Genomic DNA, 16,961 nt, shown 5'->3' with positions numbered 1-16,961 from the left:
ATTACGTTTCGTTTTCCGATGAACGTTCCCGCTTTCCTCCGCCGCCGACGCTGGGCGGTCCTGTTGTCCGTCCTGCTGCTGGCGCCGGTGCTGGCGGTGTCCCCGCGCGTGCCGGCGTCCCCGACGGGCGCATGGCAGGCGCACGCCGACTACGAAGTGCGCGACCTCGACTGGCAGGATGCCGAGCGCGGCCGCGCGGTACCGGTGAAGCTGTTCTGGCCGAAGGCGGCGCGGGACGGCCAGGTACCGCTGGTGGTGTTCTCGCATGGCATCGGCAGCTCGCGCGACGGCTATACCTACCTGGGCCATTACTGGGCGCGGCACGGCATCGCCAGCATCCACTTGCAGCACGTGGGCAGCGACCGCGCGCTGTGGCAGGGCAACCCGCTGCAACTGGTCGCGCGGTTCCAGCGCGCCGCCGGCGAATCGGAGGCGGTCGCCCGCGTGGGCGATCAGCGCTTCGCGCTGGACCGGCTGCTGGCCGGCGAATGGGGCGCGCACATCGACCGCGCGCGCATCGTGGCGGCCGGGCATTCGTACGGGGCCAACACCACGCTGATGTCGGCCGGCGCGCGGGTGATGCGTCACGGCAAGGCGATCTGGCTGCGCGATCCGCGCGTCACCGCCGCCATCGTGATCTCCGCGCCGCCGTTCTACGGCGACGACGACTTCCGTCCGATCCTGGGCGGAGTGACCATCCCCACCCTGCACGTCACCACGGCCGACGACATCATCCGCATCCCGGGCTTCGGTTCCGGCGTGGAGGACCGGCTGAAGGTGTACGAGGCCACCGGCGGCGCGCAAAAGGTGCTGGCCATTTACAAGCACGGCACCCACAACGTGTTCACCGACCACCGCTATTTCGATTCGCAGGATGTCAGCACGCAGGTGAAGCAGGCGACCGAGGAACTGTCGCTCGCCTTCATCGACGATGCGTACGGCGCCGACCGCAAGGAAATGAACGACTGGACCGCGCGCCACCGCGACCTGCTGGCGCGCTACGTGGCGCAGTGATTCAGGCGTCCGACCACACGGCCAGTTCGTAGCCGTCCGGGTCGGCGAACTGGAAGCGCCGTCCGCCGGGGAACGGGAAGATCGGCTTCGTGATCCTGCCGCCGGCGGTCTCCACCTTCGCCAGGCTGTCCTCCAGCGTGGTGGAATACAGCACCACCAGCGCGCCGCCCGGTTGCGGCGTGCCATGCGCGAAGCCGCCGGCGAGCCGGCCATCGCGGAACTCGCAGTAGTCCGGGCCGTAGTCCTGGAACGTCCAGCCGAAGGAGCCGCCATAGAACGCCTTGGATGCGGCGATGGAGGCGACGGTGAATTCGATGTAGTCGATGCGGTGGTGGCGCTCGGCGTTGCTCATGGCGGGCATCCGTGGAAGAGGCGGGCAGTCTGCGACACCACGGTCGCGCTGTCTTGGCGAAATCGGACAGTCAGTCCGCGACCCGCGCCACCAGTTGCGTCGGCGTCAGTCCGGTGAGTTGGCGCGTGTCGCCCGCCAGTTGGGCGGCATCGTAATAGCCGGCGTCCAGCGCGGCCTCCAGCAGGGTGGCGCGGTGGTGGCGCGCCTGCAGGAAGCGCTGCAGCCGCAGGATGCGGGCCAGCAGTTTCGGCCCGTACCCGAACGCTTCGTCGCACCGGCGAAGCAGTGTGCGCTCGGTGATGCCGAGCTCGCCGGCGAGCTGCGCGATCGAGGCAGGGTGTGCCCGCGACAGCTGCGCATGCACGGCCTGCATCGCATCGCCGCGATGTCCTTCGCCCAGTATCCGGTCGGCGAGCCAGGCCATCGCGTCGCCGGGTTCGCGATCCGCCATCCGGTCGGCGAGCCGCGCGAGGTGCCGGACGCCGAGATCGCGCAGCTCGACGCGCTGGTCGGCGAGGGCATGCAGCGGCACGCCCAGCCAGCGTGCGGCCGCGGTCGGCGCGAACCGCAGTCCCTGAAGTCGGCTGCCCGGAGCGAGGTGGGCGTACTGTGCGCGCCGATCAGGCCCGGCGATGCTCAACCGCGCGCCATCCCACAACAGGTCGACGCAGGCATCCGGCAGCACGAGGGCCGGTGCTGCCCGCGGTCCCTGCACGTACTGCCAATGGCAGCGCAAGGCCTGGCCTGGCGCATAGTCGTGTTGTCGGTAACGGCCGCTCATGGACGCATCGCGCTAGCGTTCGGAATGCCCGCTCTCATCGTAATCCCGCCGCTCGAACAGGTGCGGCTGGATCAGTTCGATGAAGTCGCGCGCCTGCGGCGACAGGTACTTACCCTTGCGCACCACCACGCCGTAGCTGCGCGCGGGGAACCACTGCGCCAGCGAGCGGGCCGTCAGCCGGTCGCGGTCGGCGTCGGTCAGGCAGATCGAGGTGATGATGGAGATGCCCATGCCCATCGCCACGTACTGCTTGATGACCTCCCAGCCGCCGACTTCCAGCGCCACCGTGTAGGGCACGCGGTTCTGCTGGAACACCAGGTCCACCAGCCGGTAGGTGATCAGCCGCTTGGGCGGCAGGATCAGGCCGTAGGGCGACAGGTCCTCCAGGCGCAGGTCGGGCTTCTTCGCCAGCGGGTGGTTCGGTGGGGTGATCAGCAGCGGCTCGAAGCGGTACACCGGCGCGTAGCTCAGGTCCGCCGGCACGTCGAGCACCGAGCCGATGGCCAGGTCCACCGCGTCCGAGCGCAGCAGGTCGGTGCCGTCGGCGGTGACGGCGTTGTGCAGGGTCAGCCGCACCTCCGGGTGCTGGCGGCGGAAGTTCTCCACGATCTTCGGCAACAGGTACAGGATGGTCGAGCTGTTGGCGGCGATGTTGAGTTCGCCCGAGTCCAGCCCGCTGACCTTGTCGCGGAACAGCGCGTCCAGGCCGTCGACGCCTTCCACCAGCGGCTGCGCCAGTTCGTAGAGCAACTGGCCCTCGCGGCTGGGTGCAAGCCGGCGTCCGCTGCGTTCGAACAAGGTGACCCCCAGCTCCCGTTCCAGCGCCTGCAACTGCAGGGTGATGGCCGGCTGGCTGACGAACAGCGCCTCGGCCGCCCGCGACACCGACCCCAGCCGTACCGTCTGGCAGAACGCCCGCAGGGGCTTGAGCCGGTCGGATTTGTAGGGAAATCGCGGGGTTGGGACGACTGGGTCCGCCATTGTTCCAATAGATATAAGTTCAGCTTATTTAATGCATTGACAAAACTGCTTTGTCAAATAGTTGGTTGCAGCGCAGCGTACGACTCCAGCAAGACGCAAGGAGCCGACCATGCACGCCACCGCTTTCGCCCCGCCACCGCGCGATATCGCCGCGGACCGCCCGACCCCCGGCATCGCCCTGACCGCCAACGTGGCCGGCCAGGAAGGCCTGCTTCCCCCGGCGGCGCTGGCCCTGCTGGTCTCCCTGCACCGTGCGATCGAACCCGAGCGCCAGGCCCGGCTGGCGGCCCGCCGCCAGCGCCAGGCCTTCTTCGACGCCGGCGGCCTGCCGGACTTCCGCGACGACACGCGGTCGATACGGGAAAGCGACTGGACGGTGGCGCCGCTGCCGGCCGCGTTGCAGGACCGCCGCGTGGAGATCACCGGCCCGGTCGACCCGAAGATGGTCATCAACGCGCTGAATTCCGGCGCCAAGGTGTTCATGGCCGATTTCGAGGATTCCACGTCGCCGACCTGGCACAACCTGCTGACCGGCCAGCGCGCGCTGATCGGTGCGGTGAAGGGCGACCTGACGTTCACCGCGCCCGCCACCGACGGCGTGCCCGGCAAGCGCTACGCGCTGAAGCCGCGCGACGAGCAGGCCGTGCTGCTGGTGCGCCCGCGCGGCTGGCACCTGGACGAGAAGCACGTGCGCGTGGACGGTGCGCCGATGGCCGGCGGGCTGTTCGACATCGCCGTGTTCGCCTTCCACAACGCCCGCGCGCTGATGGCGCAGGACCGCGGCCCGTACTTCTACCTGCCCAAATTGCAGAGCATGGAAGAGGCCGCGCTGTGGGAGACCGCGCTGTCGCACATCGAGGCCACGCTGGGCCTGCCGCACGGGCAGATGAAGGTCACCGTGCTGATCGAGACGCTGCCGGCGGTGTTCGAGATGCACGAGATCCTGCACGCGCTGCGCGACCGCATCGTCGGCCTGAACTGCGGGCGCTGGGATTACATCTTCTCCTACCTGAAGACCTTCCGCCGCCATGCCGACAAGGTCCTGCCCGAGCGTAGCCAGGTGACGATGACGCAGCCGTTCCTGAAGGCGTATTCGGAACTGCTGATCCAGACCTGCCACCGCCGCGGCGCGCATGCGATGGGCGGCATGGCCGCGCAGATCCCGATCGGCCACGACGAAGCCGCCAACGAGCAGGCGATGGCCCGCGTGCGCGCCGACAAGCTGCGCGAAGTCACCGCCGGCCACGACGGCACCTGGGTGGCGCACCCGGCGCTGATTCCCATCGCCCGCGCGATCTTCGACGAGCACATGCCGCAGCCGCACCAGCACCACGTGCTGCGCGAGGACGTGCTGGTGACCCGCGACGACCTGATCAGGCCCTCGTTCGGCACCATCACCCGCGCCGGTTTCGAGGGCAACGTGGAGGTGTGCGTGCGCTACCTGGCCGCCTGGCTGGACGGCAACGGTTGCGTGCCGATCCACTGGCTGATGGAGGACGCGGCGACCGCCGAGATCTCGCGCACGCAGATCTGGCAGTGGCTGCACACGCACGACCTGCACCTGGCCGACGGCACGCTGATCGACGACGCGCTGTTGCAGCGCACGCTGGCCGCGCTGCCGGCCAGGCTCGGCGACCACGGCAAGCTGCCGGGCGGCGCGCGCATCGCCGAGGCCATCGCGCTGCTGGACGAACTGAGCCGCGCCGACGAACTGGCCGAGTTCCTCACCCTGCCGGCCTACGAACGCATCGATTGAACCCTTCCATCTTGTAGGAGCGCCCTCGGGCGCGATGCTTTCCTGTCCGTACCTGCTGCATCAAGAGCATCGCGGCCGAGGCCGCTCCTACAAAGCCCCTGCTGTCCACAACACGGAACCACCACCATGACCAAGCTGCCGACCGCCGAACAGATCCAGAACGACTGGGACACCAACCCGCGCTGGAAGGGCATCACCCGCAACTACACTGCCGCCGACGTGGTGCGCCTGCGCGGCACCGTCCCGGTGGAGCATTCCGTCGCCAGGATCGGCGCGGAGAAGTTGTGGAACTACCTGCAGACCGAGGACTTCGTCAACGCGCTGGGCGCGCTGACCGGCAACCAGGCCATGCAGCAGGTCAAGGCCGGGCTGAAGGCGATCTACCTGTCCGGCTGGCAGGTCGCCGCCGACGCCAACCTGGCCGGCCAGATGTACCCGGACCAGTCGCTGTACCCGGCCGATTCGGTGCCGGCGGTGGTCAAGCGCATCAACAACACGCTGCTGCGCGCCGACCAGTTGAGCCATGCCGAGGGCGACGACAGCATCGACTTCCTGCAGCCGATCGTGGCCGATGCCGAGGCCGGCTTCGGCGGCGTGCTGAACGCGTTCGAGCTGATGAAGGCGATGATCGAGGCCGGCGCGGCCGGCGTGCATTTCGAGGATCAGCTGGCCAGCGTGAAGAAGTGCGGCCACATGGGCGGCAAGGTGCTGGTGCCCACCCGCGAGGCGGTGGAGAAGTTGAACGCCGCGCGGCTGGCCGCCGACGTCTCCGGCGTGCCCACGCTGCTGGTGGCGCGTACCGACGCCGAGGCCGCCGACCTGCTGACCAGCGACATCGACGACAACGACAGGCCATTCATCGTCGGCGAGCGCACGGTGGAGGGTTTCTACAAGACGAAGAACGGCCTGGACCAGGCGATCAGCCGCGGCCTGGCCTACGCGCCCTACGCCGACCTGGTGTGGTGCGAGACCGGCAAGCCGGACCTGGAGTTCGCGCGCAAGTTCGCCGAGGCCATCCATGCCAGGTTCCCCGGCAAGCTGCTGGCCTACAACTGCTCGCCCAGCTTCAACTGGAAGAAGAACCTGGACGACGCCACCATCGCCAAGTTCCAGAAGGAAATCGCCGGCTACGGCTACAAGTTCCAGTTCATCACCCTGGCCGGCTTCCACGCACTGAACTACTCGATGTTCAACCTGGCGCACGGCTATGCGCGCCGCCAGATGAGCGCCTTCGTCGAGTTGCAGGAAGCCGAGTTCGCCGCCGCCGACCGCGGCTTCACCGCGGTCAAGCACCAGCGCGAGGTCGGCACCGGCTACTTCGACGCGGTGACCCAGGCCATCCAGCAGGGCCAGTCCTCGACCACCGCGCTGAAGGGCTCGACCGAGGAAGAACAGTTCCAGGCGGAAAAGGCGGCCTGAACCCGCGGCATGCCAAAAGCAGGAAGGGCCGGCATTGCCGGCCCTTTCCGCTTCCGCCGCGCGCGCGACTTGGACGCAACGGTGTCCTGCCGCATGCGGCTCCATTCCGCCTATGGCTTGCGCGGAAGACCATCGCCCGGGTCCACCGCGGCCCAGGGCACATGCTCGTCCCAGTACACGTGCACCTGCGGCATGCGATCCACGGGCGTGGTGAAGTGCGCCATCGCGACATGCAGTTCGCCTGGCCAGCGCGTGCCGCGGAACAGCATCATGCAGCCGCAATGGCGACAGAAGCCGCGCTCGCCTTCGGCCGATGATGCGTACCATTGGAGGTTGCCGCCGGCATCGTGGACGCGGCATCGCGCTTCCTCCATCCCGACCCAGGTGACGAACGCCGCGCCATGGGCACGCCGGCACAGGGTGCAGTGGCAGTGCGCCGCCCACAGGCTGGGCAGGTCGGCCTCGAGCGAAACACGGCCGCACAGGCATTGGGCGCGCGCGGTCCGGGGGAATTGTTCCATCATGTCCGATGTCTCGTTTCGGTAACCGCCGTGGGGAGACGGACAGGCTGCCCGTCTCCCCGAAGGCATCCGGCGATTACGATTACTTGCGCACGTCCTGGGTGTGGTCCTTCAGCGCCGCCTCCAGCCCGGGAACGCCGTCCGCACCGGTCGGCACGCTGATGCTGGAACCGGCGAAGTCGCCGCCGATCGGTTCGGCGCGTCCGCCGAGGCATTGCGCCAGGAAGCCTTCGGTCACCGCGTTGAACGCCTTGCTGTTCTCCGGGCGGGCGAAGCCGTGGCCCTCGTCGGGAAACAGCACGTAGGTCACCGGGATGTTCTTCGCGGTCATCGCCTTGACGATCTGGTCGCTCTCGTCCTGTTTCACGCGCGGGTCGTTGGCGCCCTGGCCGATCAGCAGCGGCTTCTTGATCTGGTCGGCGCGCGTCAGTGGGGAGCGTTCCGCCAGCCACTGCTTGCCTTCCCCGGTGCGCGGGTCGCCCATGCGCTTGGCCAACTGCTCGAAGAAGCTGGCCCAGTAGGGCGGCACGGTGCTGAGCAAGGTATTGAGATTGGACGGGCCGACGATGTCCACGCCGCACTTGAAGGTATCCGGCGTGAAGGTCAGCCCGACCAGCGTGGCATAGCCGCCGTAACTGCCGCCCATGATGGCGACCTGGTCGGGCGTGGTGACGCCCGCGCCGACCGCCCATTGCACCGCATCCAGCAGGTCGTCGTGCATCTTCGCCGCCCATTCGCCGTTGCCGGCGTTGGTGAAGTCCTTGCCGAAGCCGGTCGAGCCGCGGTAGTTCACCGCCAGCGAGGCATAGCCGCGGTTGGCCAGCCATTGTGCATAGCCGTTGTAGCCGTAGCTGTCGCGCGCCCACGGACCACCGTGCACGAACAGCACCAGTGGCGTCGGCGCATCGGCCTTGCCGTCTTTGTCGGCATCCGCGCTCCTGGGCAAGGTCAGGTAGCTGACCAGGGTCAGCCCGTCGCGGGACTTGATTTCCTGCGGCCACTGCGGCACCAGCGGCTTGCCGTCCAGCTGCGGGCGCGCCGAGAACAGCCGGGTCAGCTGGCCGCCATCGCGGTCGTAGCGGTAATAGACCAGGGGCGACTCGGCGGCCGAGTACGCCACGATCCAGGTCTTGTCGTCGTAGGTGCGGCTGTTGACGCCGATGTTGCCGGGGCCCAGCGTCTTCAGCTTCTTCAGGTCGGCGTCGATGCCGGCGTCGATGGGGTTCCATTCCTCGCGCAGGTAGTCGACCGAGACCGCCTGCACCTGGCCGGTCGCCGGATGGGTCAGGGTGCCGTCGATGTCGGCGCGCGCATCCTCGAACACCAGCGTCCTGTTGCCGCTGGCCACGTCGATGGCGTACAGCGCCGCCGTGTTGCGGTTGCGCGAGTCGGTGAAGTAGAGCGTCTTGCCGTCGGTGGTCAGCCCGCTGGGCTGCGTGCTCGCCACGTCCTCGAACGGGATGTCGTCGTATTTCTTCCAGCCGCCCTGGCCGTCGGGTTCCAGCACGTCCAGGCCGCCATCGGGACGCGCGCGGGTGGCGTAGCGCACCCGGTAGTCGGCGTCGGCCAGGTAGCCGCCGATCTGCTGGGTGTTCTTCTCCACCAGCGTGCGCTGGCCGTTGGCCAGATCGACACGGTACAGATCGTGCCATTGGGAATCGCGGTCGTTCATGCCCACCAGGATGGCGCCCGGCTGCTTGGCGCTGACGCCGGACACCTGCGCACGGGTCTTGGGAAAAGGCGTGAGATCGGTGGCCTTGTCGGTCGCCAGATCGACGGCGTACAGGTGGAAATCCTCGTCGCCGCCGGTGTCGCGCAGGTACAGCAGGGTGCCGGGGCGGTAGGACCAGAAATAACTGCGGATGCCGCGCGCCTTGTCCCGGGTGATGGCGCGCGCCTTGTCCAGATCGTTCGCCGGCGCCACCCAGAGATTCATCACCCCGTCCACCGGCGCGATCCAGCTGAGGTATCGGCCGTCGGGGCTGATCTGCACGTTGGCGCGCACGGGATTGCCGAACAGGGCTTCGCGCGGGATCAGTTCCGTATCCGCGATGCGGTCCGCCGCGCTGGGCGACGCGGAGGCGGCCAGGCAGGTGGAGATGGACAGGGACAACAGCAGGCCGGTGGCGGACAGTACGGTATTTCGCATGGCGAACTCCTTGGCGGTGGACGGAAAGGATGGTGGCTGTGCGGACGGGACGACCGCATCGAATCGCGTGTGACCGCCGAGTAGACCATACCCTCCATTCGGGGATCGTTGCCCTGCGATTCGTGGCCTCAGGGAGCGATCTTGCCGCCGCGATCCGCGCTGCGGTAGCCCAGCGCCTCGGTGAGATGCGCGGTGGCGATGCCGTCGCTGCCGGCCAGGTCGGCGATGGTGCGAGCCACGCGCAGGATGCGGTGCATGCTGCGGGCGGAGAGCTGCAGGCGTTCGATGGCGCGTTCCAGCAGCGCCTGGTCGCGTGGCTGCAGGCGGCAGTGCGCCATCGTTTCGGATTGGCCGATCTGCGCGTTGGGTTTGCCGGTGCGGGCAAGCTGACGTGCGCGCGCCCTTACCACGCGCGCCTGCACGGTGGCGCTGCACTCGCCTTCGGCCGCGTCTGGGCGCAGTTCGTGCGGCGGCAGTCGCGGCACTTCCACGTGCAGGTCGATGCGGTCCATCAACGGGCCGGAGATACGGCCGCGATAGCGACGGATCAGGTCGGGATTGCAACGGCAACGTCCGCTGGGGTCGCCGGCCCAGCCACAGGGGCACGGATTCATTGCGGCCACCAGTTGGAAGCGCGCGGGGAACTCCGCGCTGCGCGCCGCGCGCGAGACGGTGACGGTGCCGGATTCCAGCGGCTCGCGCAGCACTTCCAGCGCGCGCCGGTCCCACTCGGGAAGTTCGTCGAGGAAAAGCACGCCGTGGTGCGCAAGCGAAACTTCCCCGGGCCGGGGCTGCGCGCCACCGCCGACCAAGGCCACCGCGCTGGCGGTGTGGTGCGGAGCCCGGTAGGGGCGCTGTCGCCATCGGGCCGGGTCCAGTCCCCGCCCGCTCACGGAGGCGATCGCGGCGCTTTCCAGCGCTTCGGCCTCGCTGGCTTCTGGCAACAGGCCGGGCAGGCGGGAAGCGAGCAGCGTCTTGCCACAACCCGGGGGACCGATGAAAAGAAGATGGTGGTTGCCCGCCGCCGCGACTTCCAGCGCACGCCGCGCGTGCGCCTGTCCGCGCACGTCCGACAGGTCGGGGATCGTGCTGGGCTGGGGTGGCGGCGCGAGCGCGGCCGGCAGTTCCTTGCGGCCTTCCAGCGCGGCGCAGACTTCCAGCAGCGTGCGTGCGGTGAAGGCTTCGCCCTGCCGTGCCAGCGCGGCTTCGGCGCCGCTGCCGGTGGGTACGATCAGCTTGCGTCCCGCCGCGGCCACGGCCAGCGCGGCAGGCAGCACGCCGTCCACGGTGCGCAGTTCACCGGTCAGGCCCAGTTCGCCGAGGAATTCGTAGTCGGCCAGCGTCTCGCGCCGGATCTGCCCGCTCGCCGCCAGGATGCCCAGTGCGATCGGCAGGTCGAAGCGGCCGCCGTCCTTGGGCAGGTCGGCGGGCGCCAGGTTCACGGTGATCCGGCGGGCGGGAAACTCGAACTGCGCGCAGAGGATCGCGGCGCGCACGCGGTCGCGCGATTCGCGCACCGCCGCTTCGGGCAGGCCGACGATGTGGGTCTGCGGCAAGCCGCCGGACAGGTGCACTTCCACCCGCACCGGCGGCGCGGACACGCCCGCCCGTGCCCGGCTGTGCACCAGGGCAAGACTCATGGCGGGACTCAGGACTGGGCGGGCTTGTCGGCCAGCTGCGCTTCCAGCGTGGCGACCGTGCGTTCCAGGGCTTCCAGCTTCTCGCGGGTGCGCAGCAGCACCGCCTGCTGCACGTCGAATTCCTCGCGGGTCACCAAGTCCAGCCGCGACAGGCCGGCCTGCAGCGCGGACTTGAAGGTCTGCTGCAGTTCTTCCTGCGATTCGCGCAGGCCGGGCGGCACCAGTTGGCTGAGGCGGCGGGCGAGGTCGTCGATGTGGTTGAGGTCGATCATGTCAGTTCTCCGGCAGTGCCCCGAGCTTGCCGTCGCGGCCATGCGGCCGCCATCGGCGTTCGCTGCGCGGTGCTGTCGGAAAAATCCGAGCGGCGGGGCGTCCATTGAACCGCGAGTGGGCGCCGCGCCGCAACCGCGCGGCCGGCAACCGCGTTATCCTGCGTGCAGCATCGACGGGAGGAACCTGCATGAAAATGGTCATGGCCATCATCAAGCCGTTCAAGCTGGACGACGTGCGCGAGGCGCTGGCCGAAGCCGGCATCGCCGGCATCACGGTCACGGAAGTCAAGGGTTTCGGCCGCCAGAAGGGCCACACCGAACTGTACCGCGGCGCGGAATACGTGGTCGATTTCCTGCCCAAGGTGAAGCTGGAAGTGGCGGTCACCAACGACCAGGCCGAGCGCGTGGTGGAAGCCATCGTCAAGGCCGCCGGCACCGGCAAGATCGGCGACGGCAAGGTCTTCGTCTACGACCTTGGGCGGGTGGTGCGCATCCGCACGGGCGAACTGGATGCGGACGCGCTGTGAAGACCCCTCAGAGCCTGCGCTTGAACAACAAATATGCGGCCAGCAGAAAGAGGACGATTGCCGCTGAGAAGCGGAGCCATGGTGAGTCTCCAGCTCCCCAAGCTTGAGTGCCGGCATAAAGATTCCAGCAAGCAGCCACTATAAAAACTACAGCTACTATCCGATTCAACATGTTGGATCCTTAGATGCGCCCTTGGTTCGGAGATCAAGGGCGCGTTTCGATTACTGCGGCTTGGTGCCGTAGTTTGCGGAGGGGCCGCAATCGCGATACCAACTGCTCCAGCTCAAGGCTGCACCTGCAAGCGCGGCAGCGCCAGCCAGCCCTCCTGTTCCAAGCGTAATGGCAATCGCGCCTGCGGTGACCACGTAGTTAAGCGCGCCCTCCGCAACACATTGCCCGCTCATTCCTCCGACATCGCCACCGCTGCATGCATTGACTTCCTCAAATGTCATGGCCCGCATTGTTTTTCGTCTCCTTGTTTAATGCAATTGTCGCTGGAATACTCCAGCATCAACGATGATTGAATGCATCTAAAAGCGTTGCAAGACATGGCGCGAATATGTCTAGTATGGCTAGACAAGGGGCCTACTTGGCTACGATTTATTGTGAGATAAGCATGCTTGGTTTAGGAACGAGACTGAGAATTGCGCGCATGAGTGCTGGCATGACGATTCGTGAGCTTGCGAGCGCACTGGGCGTTTGCCACAGCACTTTGGGGCACTGGGAAACGGGCAGACACGAACCAGCTTATCGCATGCTCCATCGGATAGCAGTGATGACGGGCGCCGATGCCCTATGGGTATTTACCGGGGTCGGGAATGCCCCCGTGAAAACAGGAAAGCGACGGGTTCAGCAGGAGGGCGTGATAATTCTCGATCCGGATTCGCTGAGCAAGGTGGATGGTGGTTATCGTGTGCAGCCAAACTTGCTTGGCGGTTACCCTTCTGCATGGGAGGGAGTAGGAAGCGCCAGAATTTTCTGGCATTTTTGAAAGATGGGTGCCGCAATGCGCGACATCTCAAGGCACAGCATCTCACTCGCCCAACGCCGCCACGAACAGCGATGCCACCAGCATGCCCTTGTGCAGGCGCACGCTGTGGTACTGCGCATCGAATGGGTTGTTGGCCGCGTCGTCCCGGCAGAATACGAAGCCGCCCTGCTTTCCATCAGTATATTTGCTCGCCATTGTCACGCTCCACCCGCCGGCCGGATGGCACGGCTGCGGGAATGGAAAATGGAACGGTCATGGCGTGGTACCTGCGACGCCACGGTATCCGGCACGGCATTCCCTTGTGGGAGGACTTCCGGGGCTGACGTCGGTCGCACGGGCGGCGATTCCCCGACCAGTGCCCGGCTTGTGTCACATCGCTGTCATGCGGGTTCCCGAGCATGGGATGCCACATGATGGAATGACCGCATGCCTCGCCGCGACGACATGGCCGAATACACCCGGCTGCTCCAGGCCGAGATCCTCGACGATCTGGACGAAGAGCTGGAGATGGAGCTGGACGACCGCCGGCTGGACCCCGATGACGGGGACGGAGTCGAAGGTTCGCAATTGCCGCGCAGCCGGTATTTCCGCGAGCTGCTGCGGCTGCAGGCCGAACTGGTCAGGCTGCAGGACTGGGTGGTCCACCGCAAACTGAAGGTGGTGGTGCTGTTCGAGGGGCGCGACGCGGCCGGCAAGGGCGGTGCGATCAAGCGCATCACCCAGCGGCTCAACCCGCGCATCTGCCGCGTGGCCGCGCTGCCGGCGCCCAGCGAGCGCGAGCGGACGCAGTGGTACTTCCAGCGTTACGTGCCGCATCTGCCGGCCGGCGGCGAGATCGTGCTGTTCGACCGCAGCTGGTACAACCGCGCCGGCGTGGAGCGGGTGATGGGGTTCTGCACGGCCGAGGAGTTGGAGGAGTTCTTCCGCAGCGTGCCCGAGTTCGAGAAGATGCTGGTGCGCTCGGGCATCATCCTGATCAAGTACTGGTTCTCCATCGCCGACGACCAGCAGCACAGCCGTTTCCAGATGCGCATCCACGATCCGCTCAAGCAGTGGAAGCTTTCGCCGATGGACCTGGAATCGCGCCGGCGATGGGAGGCCTACACCAAGGCGAAGGAAGAGATGCTGGAACGCACCCACATCCCCGAGGCGCCGTGGTGGGTGGTGGACGGCAACGACAAGAAGCGCGCCCGGCTGAACTGCATCCACCACCTGCTGTGCCAGGTGCCTTACGAGGAGGTGGATCACGAGAGCATCACGCTGCCGGCGCGCGAGCACCATCCCGACTATCTCCGGCACCCGGTGCCGGCCGACATGTACGTCCCGGAAGTGTACTGACCGCCCGGCACGCGGTCCCGCAAGGAAAAGCCCCGCATCGCGGGGCTTTTCCGTACATGCCGGGGGCGGCAGGTCCTATTCGCCCAGCGCCTTGGCCACGAACGGCGGCGCGACCAGCACGCCCGTGTGCAGGTGCGCGCTGTAGTAGAGCGTATCGAAGCCCTTGCCGGCCGCGTCCTGCTGGCGGAAGGCGAAGTCGGCACCGCCCTGCTTGCTGGCGATCGTCACGCTCCACCAGCCGGTCGGGTAGCACGGCTGCGGGAACGGCAGCGTCTTGAACGACTGGAAGCCGGCCTTGCCCATCTCCGCGCGCATTTCCTTGATCAGGTCCAGCAGCGCCAGCGGCGATTCGGACTGCTGCACCAGCAGGCCGTCGTCCTTCAGTGCGCGGAAGCAGCTTTCGTAGAAGGCCTTGTTGAACAGGCCCTCGGCCGGGCCGACCGGATCGGTGGAATCGACGATCACGATGTCCACGCTGCCGGCCGGGCAGTTGGCCATGTAGGCCACGCCGTCGTCGAACAGCAGCTCGGCGCGCGGGTCGCCATTGGATTCGCACAGCTCGGGGAAGTATTTCTCCGACATACGGGTGACCTGCTCGTCGATGTCGCACTGGGTGGCGCTCTCCACGCCCGGGTGCTTCAGCACCTCGCGCAGGGTGCCGCAATCGCCGCCGCCGATAATCACCACGCGCCTGGGCGCGGCGTGGGTGAACAGCGCCGGATGGCTGATCATCTCGTGGTAGAAGAAATTGTCGCGGGTGGTCAGCATCACCGCGCCGTCGATGATCATCAACTTGCCCCAGTCGGTGGTGTCGTAGATCTCGATCTTCTGGAACGGCGACTGCACCTCGTCCAGCTTGCCGGCGATGCGGTAGCCGATGGCCGAGCCGGTGGGCTGGAAGTGTTCGATGTACCAGTTGTCGTTGGCGGTCATGGCATGAATCCTCGGGTGAAAGAGATCGGCTCCTTCCCCCGCCGGCGGGGGAAGGTTGGGATGGGAGCGAACGGATCACGCAGCCTCGCGCGCTGCGTCTTGCAGGTGCGACGGGCTTCGGTCCGCCCCCTCCCCAGCCCTCCCCCGCAAGCAGGGGAGGGGGTGGATCGCGGGCGCGCATTGTAACGGACCCCCATGACCGCAGCCTGTAGAATGCGCGTCCGCGCCGCGGCGGACTCTCCACCACGGTAATGAAGAACGCGTCGCCACGCGCCAGCACAGCGAATAGCCATGACCTCCAGCCCTACCTGGTCACCCGACCAAGCCCGCAAGACCTACTCCGTGCCGCACTGGGCGGAGGGGTATTTCGACGTGGACGCCGCCGGCCGCATCGTCGTCTCGCCCAAGGGCACGGACGGCCCGGCGATCCCGCTGCCGGACGTGGTCGACGCCGCCCGGGCGCAGGGTGCCAAGCTGCCGTTGCTGGTGCGCTTCCCGGACATATTGGGCGACCGGCTGGGCAAGCTGCAGGCCGCGTTCGCGCAGGCGCAGGCCGACTGGGATTACGCCGGCGGCTACACCGCCGTGTACCCGATCAAGGTCAACCAGCACCGCGGCGTGGCCGGCACCCTGGCCTCGCATGCCGGCGAGGGCTTCGGCCTGGAAGCCGGCAGCAAGCCGGAGCTGATGGCGGTGCTGGCGCTGTCGCGGCCCGGCGGCCTGATCGTCTGCAACGGCTACAAGGACCGCGAGTACATCCGGCTGGCGTTGATCGGCCGCAAGCTGGGCTTGCAGACCTTCATCGTCATCGAAAAACCCTCCGAGCTGCCGCTGGTGATCGAGGAAGCGCGCAAGCTGGGCGTCAGGCCCGGCCTGGGCGTGCGCATGCGCCTTGCCACGCTGGGCGCCGGCAAGTGGCAGAACAGCGGCGGCGACAAGGCCAAGTTCGGCCTGTCTCCGCGCCAGGTGCTGGACCTGTGGAAGCAGCTGCGCGAAGCCGGCCTGCAGGACACGCTGAGCCTGCTGCACTTCCACATGGGCTCGCAGATATCCAACGTGCGCGACATCGCCAACGGCATGCGCGAGGCGACCCGTTACTTCGTCGAGCTGTCGAAGCTGGGCGCGACCATCAGCCACGTCGACGTCGGCGGTGGCCTGGGCATCGATTACGAAGGCACCCGCTCGCGCAGCTATTGCTCGATCAACTACGGCATCGCCCAGTACGCCAGCAACATCGTGCAGCCGCTGGCCGAAGCCTGCGAGCAGAACGGCCTCACGCCGCCGCGCATCGTCACCGAATGCGGCCGCGCGATGACCGCGCACCACGCGGTGCTGGTGGTCAACGTGGCGGAAGTGGAGCAGGCGCCGGAAGGGCGCGTGCCGCCCGCGCACGACGACGAGCCGGCGGTGATCCGTCACCTGCGCGAGATCCACGCCGAACTCGACACGCGCCCGGCGGTAGAGCTGTTCCACGAAGCGCAGCACCACCACAGCGAAGGCCTGTCGCTGTACGCGCTGGGCCAGATCGACCTGGTGCACCGTGCGCGCATCGACGACCTGTTCTACGCCATCGCGCATGCCGTGCGCGGCCGCCTGAGCAGCGACGAGCGCAGCCATCGCGACCTGCTGGACGAATTGAACGAACGGCTGGTGGACAAGTACTTCGTCAACTTCAGCGTGTTCGAGTCGATCCCCGACGTGTGGGCCATCGACCAGGTGTTCCCGATCGTGCCGATCGAACGCCTGGACGAAGCGCCGGACCGCCGCGGCGTGATCGCCGACATGACCTGCGATTCGGACGGCATGGTGGAAACCTACGTGGAGAACGAGGGGCTGGATTCCTCGCTGCCGCTGCATGCGCTGAAGCCGGGCGAAAGCTACCGGTTGGGCATCTTCCTGGTCGGCGCCTACCAGGAAATCCTGGGCGACATCCACAACCTGTTCGGCGACACCGACGCGGTGGAGGTCAGCGCCGACGCCGGTACCGGCTACCTGCTCACCCAGCAGCGCCGCGGCGACACCACCGACGTGATGCTGGATTACGTGGGTTACAAACTGGACGACCTGCGTGCGGTGTACCGTCAGCGCGTTGCGGAGGCGCAGCTACCGGCGGAGGAGTCGAAAACGCTGGCGGATGCGCTCGAAGCGGGCCTGACCGGCTATACCTATTTGTCCGACGAACCGTTGGGCTGAGGCCACGCAAGCCGTCATCCCGGCGAAAGCCGGGACCCAGTGCCTTTGCTTTCGCATACGACTCGGCTGTCCAGCATGCGTCCCGGAAGGCGC

Annotated in this window: 17 protein-coding genes; 7 read left to right on the top strand and 10 right to left on the bottom strand. The window is 67.4% G+C overall.

The features are described 5' to 3' along the window. Nucleotides 1-63 precede the first annotated feature (63 nt). Complete coding sequence (locus AAD027_RS02130; RefSeq protein ID WP_341724357.1) at nt 64-1,014, top strand: alpha/beta hydrolase family protein; 951 nt, start codon at nt 64-66, stop codon at nt 1,012-1,014. A 1-nt stretch (nt 1,015) separates the two neighbouring features. Here AAD027_RS02130 and AAD027_RS02125 read toward each other — a convergent pair whose 3' ends face one another. The 3 genes from AAD027_RS02125 to AAD027_RS02115 all read right to left on the bottom strand — a co-directional run bounded on the left by AAD027_RS02125 (nt 1,016) and on the right by AAD027_RS02115 (nt 3,128). Then, a complete protein-coding gene (locus AAD027_RS02125; protein ID WP_341724356.1) occupies nt 1,016-1,366 on the bottom strand; it encodes a VOC family protein in 351 nt (116 codons plus the stop codon). A gap of 70 nt (nt 1,367-1,436) precedes the next feature. Continuing rightward, the gene (locus tag AAD027_RS02120) at nt 1,437-2,147 is read right to left on the bottom strand and encodes a helix-turn-helix domain-containing protein (protein WP_341724355.1); all 711 of its coding nucleotides are present in this window, start codon (nt 2,145-2,147) and stop codon (nt 1,437-1,439) included. A 12-nt stretch (nt 2,148-2,159) separates the two neighbouring features. After that, nucleotides 2,160-3,128, bottom strand: coding sequence for a LysR family transcriptional regulator (locus tag AAD027_RS02115; protein ID WP_341724354.1), 969 nt, complete (start codon nt 3,126-3,128; stop codon nt 2,160-2,162). A 109-nt stretch (nt 3,129-3,237) separates the two neighbouring features. Between AAD027_RS02115 and aceB the strand changes: the two genes are divergently transcribed. Beyond that, nucleotides 3,238-4,884: a malate synthase A gene (gene aceB / locus AAD027_RS02110; RefSeq protein WP_341724353.1), complete on the top strand. Its 1,647-nt coding sequence runs from the start codon at nt 3,238-3,240 to the stop codon at nt 4,882-4,884. Between the two features lie 126 nt (nt 4,885-5,010). Then, nucleotides 5,011-6,303 (top strand): isocitrate lyase, encoded by a 1,293-nt coding sequence (gene aceA / locus AAD027_RS02105; RefSeq protein WP_341724352.1) that lies wholly within the window; start codon nt 5,011-5,013, stop codon nt 6,301-6,303. Nucleotides 6,304-6,413: 110 nt separating this feature from the next. Here aceA and AAD027_RS02100 read toward each other — a convergent pair whose 3' ends face one another. The 4 genes from AAD027_RS02100 to ubiK all read right to left on the bottom strand — a co-directional run bounded on the left by AAD027_RS02100 (nt 6,414) and on the right by ubiK (nt 10,885). Further along, nucleotides 6,414-6,827 carry a GFA family protein gene (locus tag AAD027_RS02100; protein ID WP_341724351.1) on the bottom strand — a complete coding sequence of 138 codons (414 nt, stop codon included), beginning with the start codon at nt 6,825-6,827 and terminating at the stop codon, nt 6,414-6,416. A gap of 79 nt (nt 6,828-6,906) precedes the next feature. Further along, entirely contained in the window at nt 6,907-8,973 is a 2,067-nt protein-coding gene (locus AAD027_RS02095) for an alpha/beta fold hydrolase (protein ID WP_341724350.1), read from the bottom strand. A 128-nt stretch (nt 8,974-9,101) separates the two neighbouring features. Further along, nucleotides 9,102-10,613: a YifB family Mg chelatase-like AAA ATPase gene (locus AAD027_RS02090; RefSeq protein ID WP_341724349.1), complete on the bottom strand. Its 1,512-nt coding sequence runs from the start codon at nt 10,611-10,613 to the stop codon at nt 9,102-9,104. An 8-nt stretch (nt 10,614-10,621) separates the two neighbouring features. After that, nucleotides 10,622-10,885: a ubiquinone biosynthesis accessory factor UbiK gene (ubiK, locus tag AAD027_RS02085; protein ID WP_341724348.1), complete on the bottom strand. Its 264-nt coding sequence runs from the start codon at nt 10,883-10,885 to the stop codon at nt 10,622-10,624. 188 nt (nt 10,886-11,073) lie between these two features. Here ubiK and AAD027_RS02080 point away from each other — a divergent pair, with 188 nt between their 5' ends. After that, on the top strand, nt 11,074-11,412 hold the full coding sequence (locus AAD027_RS02080) for a P-II family nitrogen regulator (RefSeq protein WP_341724347.1): 339 nt from the start codon (nt 11,074-11,076) through the stop codon (nt 11,410-11,412). A gap of 222 nt (nt 11,413-11,634) precedes the next feature. Here the strand turns inward: AAD027_RS02080 and AAD027_RS02075 are convergent, their stop codons facing one another. Beyond that, nucleotides 11,635-11,865, bottom strand: a complete 231-nt coding sequence (locus tag AAD027_RS02075; protein WP_341724346.1) for a hypothetical protein — start codon at nt 11,863-11,865, stop codon at nt 11,635-11,637. Nucleotides 11,866-11,972: 107 nt separating this feature from the next. Here AAD027_RS02075 and AAD027_RS02070 point away from each other — a divergent pair, with 107 nt between their 5' ends. Further along, on the top strand, nt 11,973-12,404 hold the full coding sequence (locus AAD027_RS02070) for a helix-turn-helix domain-containing protein (RefSeq protein WP_341724730.1): 432 nt from the start codon (nt 11,973-11,975) through the stop codon (nt 12,402-12,404). 42 nt (nt 12,405-12,446) lie between these two features. On the opposite strand, the gene AAD027_RS02065 is transcribed toward AAD027_RS02070, so the two are convergent. Next, on the bottom strand, nt 12,447-12,599 hold the full coding sequence (locus tag AAD027_RS02065; protein WP_341724345.1) for a hypothetical protein: 153 nt from the start codon (nt 12,597-12,599) through the stop codon (nt 12,447-12,449). Nucleotides 12,600-12,911: 312 nt separating this feature from the next. On the opposite strand from AAD027_RS02065, the gene ppk2 reads away from it, so the two are divergent. Continuing rightward, the gene (ppk2, locus tag AAD027_RS02060) at nt 12,912-13,742 is read left to right on the top strand and encodes a polyphosphate kinase 2 (RefSeq protein WP_425605382.1); all 831 of its coding nucleotides are present in this window, start codon (nt 12,912-12,914) and stop codon (nt 13,740-13,742) included. A 75-nt stretch (nt 13,743-13,817) separates the two neighbouring features. Here the strand turns inward: ppk2 and speE are convergent, their stop codons facing one another. Beyond that, on the bottom strand, nt 13,818-14,675 hold the full coding sequence (gene speE, locus AAD027_RS02055) for a polyamine aminopropyltransferase (protein ID WP_341724343.1): 858 nt from the start codon (nt 14,673-14,675) through the stop codon (nt 13,818-13,820). A gap of 291 nt (nt 14,676-14,966) precedes the next feature. Between speE and speA the strand changes: the two genes are divergently transcribed. Further along, entirely contained in the window at nt 14,967-16,868 is a 1,902-nt protein-coding gene (gene speA, locus AAD027_RS02050) for an arginine decarboxylase (RefSeq protein WP_341724342.1), read from the top strand. Nucleotides 16,869-16,961: the final 93 nt, after the last annotated feature.

The sequence above is a fragment of the Pseudoxanthomonas putridarboris genome, assembly GCF_038321125.1.
Taxonomy (GTDB): Bacteria; Pseudomonadota; Gammaproteobacteria; order Xanthomonadales; family Xanthomonadaceae; genus Pseudoxanthomonas_A; species Pseudoxanthomonas_A putridarboris.
Note: the sequence above shows the minus strand (reverse complement) of the source record. Positions and strands in the feature narration are given on the sequence as shown.

Coding starts and splice junctions, on each gene's coding strand:
- AAD027_RS02125 (WP_341724356.1), bottom strand. CDS start 1,366: ATGAGCAACGCCGAGCGCCACCACCGCATCGACTACATCGAATTCACC.
- AAD027_RS02120 (WP_341724355.1), bottom strand. CDS start 2,147: ATGAGCGGCCGTTACCGACAACACGACTATGCGCCAGGCCAGGCCTTG.
- AAD027_RS02115 (WP_341724354.1), bottom strand. CDS start 3,128: ATGGCGGACCCAGTCGTCCCAACCCCGCGATTTCCCTACAAATCCGAC.
- aceB (WP_341724353.1), top strand. CDS start 3,238: ATGCACGCCACCGCTTTCGCCCCGCCACCGCGCGATATCGCCGCGGAC.
- aceA (WP_341724352.1), top strand. CDS start 5,011: ATGACCAAGCTGCCGACCGCCGAACAGATCCAGAACGACTGGGACACC.
- AAD027_RS02100 (WP_341724351.1), bottom strand. CDS start 6,827: ATGATGGAACAATTCCCCCGGACCGCGCGCGCCCAATGCCTGTGCGGC.
- AAD027_RS02095 (WP_341724350.1), bottom strand. CDS start 8,973: ATGCGAAATACCGTACTGTCCGCCACCGGCCTGCTGTTGTCCCTGTCC.
- AAD027_RS02090 (WP_341724349.1), bottom strand. CDS start 10,613: ATGAGTCTTGCCCTGGTGCACAGCCGGGCACGGGCGGGCGTGTCCGCG.
- ubiK (WP_341724348.1), bottom strand. CDS start 10,885: ATGATCGACCTCAACCACATCGACGACCTCGCCCGCCGCCTCAGCCAA.
- AAD027_RS02080 (WP_341724347.1), top strand. CDS start 11,074: ATGAAAATGGTCATGGCCATCATCAAGCCGTTCAAGCTGGACGACGTG.
- AAD027_RS02075 (WP_341724346.1), bottom strand. CDS start 11,865: ATGACATTTGAGGAAGTCAATGCATGCAGCGGTGGCGATGTCGGAGGA.
- AAD027_RS02070 (WP_341724730.1), top strand. CDS start 11,973: ATGTCTAGTATGGCTAGACAAGGGGCCTACTTGGCTACGATTTATTGT.
- AAD027_RS02065 (WP_341724345.1), bottom strand. CDS start 12,599: ATGGCGAGCAAATATACTGATGGAAAGCAGGGCGGCTTCGTATTCTGC.
- ppk2 (WP_425605382.1), top strand. CDS start 12,912: ATGGAGCTGGACGACCGCCGGCTGGACCCCGATGACGGGGACGGAGTC.
- speE (WP_341724343.1), bottom strand. CDS start 14,675: ATGACCGCCAACGACAACTGGTACATCGAACACTTCCAGCCCACCGGC.
- speA (WP_341724342.1), top strand. CDS start 14,967: ATGACCTCCAGCCCTACCTGGTCACCCGACCAAGCCCGCAAGACCTAC.